This is a genomic window from uncultured Aquimarina sp., from assembly GCF_947496855.1.
GTDB lineage: Bacteria > Bacteroidota > Bacteroidia > Flavobacteriales > Flavobacteriaceae > Aquimarina.
This window is the reverse complement of record NZ_CANMED010000016.1, coordinates 1-4,221: the sequence shown is the minus strand read 5'-3', so window position 1 is coordinate 4,221 and position 4,221 is coordinate 1. Positions and strand designations below refer to the sequence as shown.

The 4,221-nt window shown below is 32.7% G+C and carries 5 protein-coding genes; all 5 read left to right on the top strand.

The window, feature by feature from the left end; translation table 11 throughout:
• Positions 1-93: 93 nt before the first annotated feature.
• Positions 94-564 (top strand): hypothetical protein, encoded by a 471-nt coding sequence (locus Q0921_RS24800; protein WP_299261835.1) that lies wholly within the window; start codon positions 94-96, stop codon positions 562-564.
• Positions 565-887: 323 nt separating this feature from the next.
• On the top strand, positions 888-1,838 hold the full coding sequence (locus Q0921_RS24795) for an SDR family oxidoreductase (RefSeq protein WP_299261833.1): 951 nt from the start codon (positions 888-890) through the stop codon (positions 1,836-1,838).
• A gap of 9 nt (positions 1,839-1,847) precedes the next feature.
• Positions 1,848-2,759: an AraC family transcriptional regulator gene (locus tag Q0921_RS24790; protein WP_299261832.1), complete on the top strand. Its 912-nt coding sequence runs from the start codon at positions 1,848-1,850 to the stop codon at positions 2,757-2,759.
• 4 nt (positions 2,760-2,763) lie between these two features.
• Positions 2,764-3,282 (top strand): hypothetical protein, encoded by a 519-nt coding sequence (locus Q0921_RS24785; protein ID WP_299261831.1) that lies wholly within the window; start codon positions 2,764-2,766, stop codon positions 3,280-3,282.
• Positions 3,283-3,540: 258 nt separating this feature from the next.
• Positions 3,541-4,077: a hypothetical protein gene (locus Q0921_RS24780; RefSeq protein ID WP_299261830.1), complete on the top strand. Its 537-nt coding sequence runs from the start codon at positions 3,541-3,543 to the stop codon at positions 4,075-4,077.
• Positions 4,078-4,221 lie beyond the last annotated feature (144 nt).

Below are 4,221 nucleotides of genomic sequence, written 5' to 3'. Positions count from 1 at the left end.
AATTAGCAACCAATGCGCAGAAAAACCAAAAAAACAGGGTAACAATTTGCCCTGCTACGACACATATATTAAACGTTGTACCCAATTTAAAAAATGAATCATCTAAAAACCATAATTCTGATTTTTTTACTGACTTTTAGTCTTTTATCCTGTAAAGACAATAGAGAAAAAAGAAAAGAAATCGTCGCTGAAAAAATCGCCCAGTTTTCGGAAAAACAAACCGAGTGGAATGATTTAACAAACCGGATTTTGGAAAATCAATTTGTAAACGCCAATTTGGGGAAAGGGGTTTATCCATCTGATTTAGAGAAATCTCTAGCAAATGATTTAATAAATAGCGGAATTAAACGAATTACTGTTCGGAACAACTCTGAATGTAAAGAAGTTGAATACGCAACTGAATGGATTAAATATCCAATCGGAACTTTATATCTGACTTGGACAACCTGTGATTCTGAACAAACAAAAAAAGGATATTACAAGGACAATTTCAATTCAAATTTTATAGAAGTTTGGGGAATTGGAAATAGTTGGCTGATTTGGACCGACAGCGATTTTATCTGAAAATAAAAAACTGGGTACAACACGATATATAGCAAATAGGGCCATTAGTGTTTAACCGAAAGATTGTTGTCTATTTGCGAAGTCGCCAAATCTTTTGATTTGGTATTAAAAGAGAAAAATTTAAACAAAATAAAAAGATTTGGCTTGTGGCAAAACCGAAAATAATCGCTTGTTTTCTGCCCAACTTGCCATATATTTAACGTTGTGTGTAATTACCACTCAAACCAAAAAGTATACAACATTCGAAAATCCGTATAAAGAAACAGGACTACTTTCACCCGACCTTTGTCATATTCTTTTAAATCAACAAAAAATAGACAAAAATGAAAACAAATCAGTTTGGGAACAAAGGTTGGACACCTGATAGAATCGGAAACTTGAAAGGCAAAATATATGTTCTAACAGGAACTACAAGCGGAACAGGATTTGAAGCAGCGAAAATATTGCTGTCGAAAGGAGCAAAAGTAGTTATGCTCAATCGAAACCCAAAGAAAGCAGAAGACACCATTAAAACTTTAAAACAAGAAGTTGGAAACCACATAGACGTTTTAGCTAAAAAAATGGATTTATCTGAACAGGCTTCTGTAAAAAAAGCAGTTGAACAGGTTCTTAAAACAGTTCCTCAAATCGATGCGCTAATTTGCAATGCTGCAATTGGACAAGTACCTAAACAAATCCTTACGGCAGATGGGTGGGAAAGTCAGATGGGAACAAACCACTTTGGAAACTTCACACTTCAAGCTTTATTATTTCCACTAATAGAAAAATCTAAAGGAAGAATAGTAACCGTTGGTAGTATGGGTTATAATTTAGGGATTAAAACTATACAGTTTGACGATTTGAATTGGGATAGAAACTACAGTCCAAATGGTATATATAGTCAAAGTAAATTAGCACAAATTATGTGTGTTTATGAATTACAAGACCGCTTACAACAAGCAGGAAAGTCCAATGTGAAAGCTTATGCTTGTCATCCAGGAGCTTCCAAAACTTCTTTGATTAAAACCAGTGGTAGCTTAATGACTCGATTTGTTTGGCAACTAATGAAATTATCACCATTAGTACAATCGGCAGAAAAAGGTGCTTATCCACAATTAATGTGTGCCACAGAACCAAACCTTGACCAAAGTGGTTTTTATGGACCAACAAAAAGAATGAATACTGTAGGTCCTGTAGGAGAGCACAAATTAGAGCCACACGCCAAAGATAAAGCAGTAGCTAAAAGACTATGGGAACTTTCAGAAAAAGAAACAGGTGTAAAATGGAATATTTAAATTTGTAGTATGCAACATTTTAAAACATTATCATCGTTTATAGATTATTTAGGACTTCCTCGACCAGAACACCCTATGTTCAGCGTGTTCAACTCAAAAGGCGATGGCTACTTGCCTTGTCCACGAGAGAGTTCGCCACCAATTACCAATGATTGCTATACCATTAGTTTTAAAAAATATGTAGAGGGAAATTTGAACTACGGACGAACAAAATATGATTTCACTAATGGAGCCTTGATTTTCATTGCACCAAGACAAGTCTTACAATGGGATAATAGCGTAGTTTTTGAACGAAAAGGTTTTTCAATAAACTTTCACGAAGATTTTTTGAAAGGAACGGAATTAGCGCAACAAATAAAAAAATATGGTTTTTTTTCATATTCAGTAAATGAAGCATTACATCTTTCACCAAAAGAAGAAAAACAAATAGAATCTATTGTAAATAATATTGAAATTGAATATCAAAATAATCAAGATGCCTTCAGTAAAGAAATTATTATTTCTCAATTAGGCACGTTATTCAAATATGCCAATCGTTTCTATGAAAGACAGTTTATAAATCGGAAAGAAATATCTAACGATTTGTTAGAGCAATTTAAACAGCATATAACTGAATATTTTGAATCAGGACAATTGCAAGAAAAAGGTATTCCAAATATAGAACAAATCTCAGATAAAATGTCGGTTTCACAGCGCTACTTGAGCGATACTCTGAAAAAAGAAACGGGTAAAACCACTACTGAACATTTACACTTACATTTAATTAATGAAGCAAAGAATATTTTATTGAAACCGAATAAAAGTATTTCGGAAGTAGCTTATGAGCTAGGATTCGAATACCCACAATATTTTTCAAGACTATTCAAAAAGAAAGAAGGTATAAGTCCAACGGAATACAGAGAAAAATATAAATTGAATTAAAATTATGGATATATTAAAAACAGCAACGGATTGGGCAAAAGCCGAACTATTTTCAACCCCATTTTTCATTCTCTTCGGACTCGTGTTTATGGCGGCAAGTTTAGGTTTTTGGCAGTTAGGAAAAACGGAAATGGCGCGAGCGTACATAATTCCTACTTTGGTAGCAGGTGTTCTTCTGTTAACCATTGGACTTGGATTGTTTTTTACCAATAAATCAAGGATTACACAATTTGAAACTGCTTACAATAAGGATGCTTCTGTATTCGTAGAATCGGAAATCACTCGTGCCGAAGCAACTCTGAAAGAATATAATACAATCGTTTTTAAGGCTATTCCAATTATAATCATTGTAGCAGCTTTGTCAATTATTTTTGTTAATACACCAACTTGGCGTGCAATTAGTATCACAACGATTGCTATGCTAATAGTTATCTTATTAGTAGATGGAACTGCCTATGCAAGAATTGATGCCTACCATAAAGAGTTGAAATTGGTGGATATAGAAAATGAAATCAAAAAATAACTACACACAACAACGTATATAAAAAATAGTGGTTTAAGTGCTTAAACGAAAATGAATTTTATAAATTTAATGTCAGTAATAATCCGAAAAGTCTTTGAGCGAAAACCCACTACTTTTCATATACAAGACCGTTATAGATAATCCCCCTTATTTCCTGAAAAATTAATTACTTTGAGGAAACGTTTTACGGAGGGAATTGAATCAAAAAAAACTACTGATTATCAGCAAATTACAAAAAATGTTACTCAGAATTACAAAATGAATAAAATATTAGTTTTAATAATATTCTCACTTCTTGGATATAATAACGTATTCGCCTGCTCCTGCAAGAAAGAAAAGACAATAAAAGACGCTTTTGAATATCATGAATCTATTGTACACGGAAAAGTTTTGAATAAAACTCTGGTTACTGTTGGGAGCACAATAAAAAAGGAAAAATTGGATTCACTCAATGAAGTTTACCAGAAAGATAATAATAAATTAAAAAGTCTTTCCTATAAATCAATCCTAAAGGTGGAAGTAGAAGTAATGCGAGAATTTAAAGGCAAATTAGAATCAAATATTATAACAATTTTTACTAATAAATATGGATCTGCTTGCGGTTACACTAGGTTTGAAGTAGGAAAAGAGTTTCTAATTTATGGATCGACTAAAAGTTATATGTATCACTCTTTTCAAAGAAGAGGGAAGTATATAAATTATGAACTTGAAAATACTTTTTGGACTTCACATTGCTATAGAACTAAAGAATATTTAGAATCTGAGGCTCAAGAGTTAAAAAAAATAATGGACTAAAAATATCTATAACACCATATAACAAAACATAGCAGCCCTTCGGGTCGGCAACGTTTGTTATATTTACCGTTAGGTGCAATTGTCCCATTTTGATCTGACAATTTTTTCGGAGGGATACGCTGGGATTACGGAGTTTTATTCTGA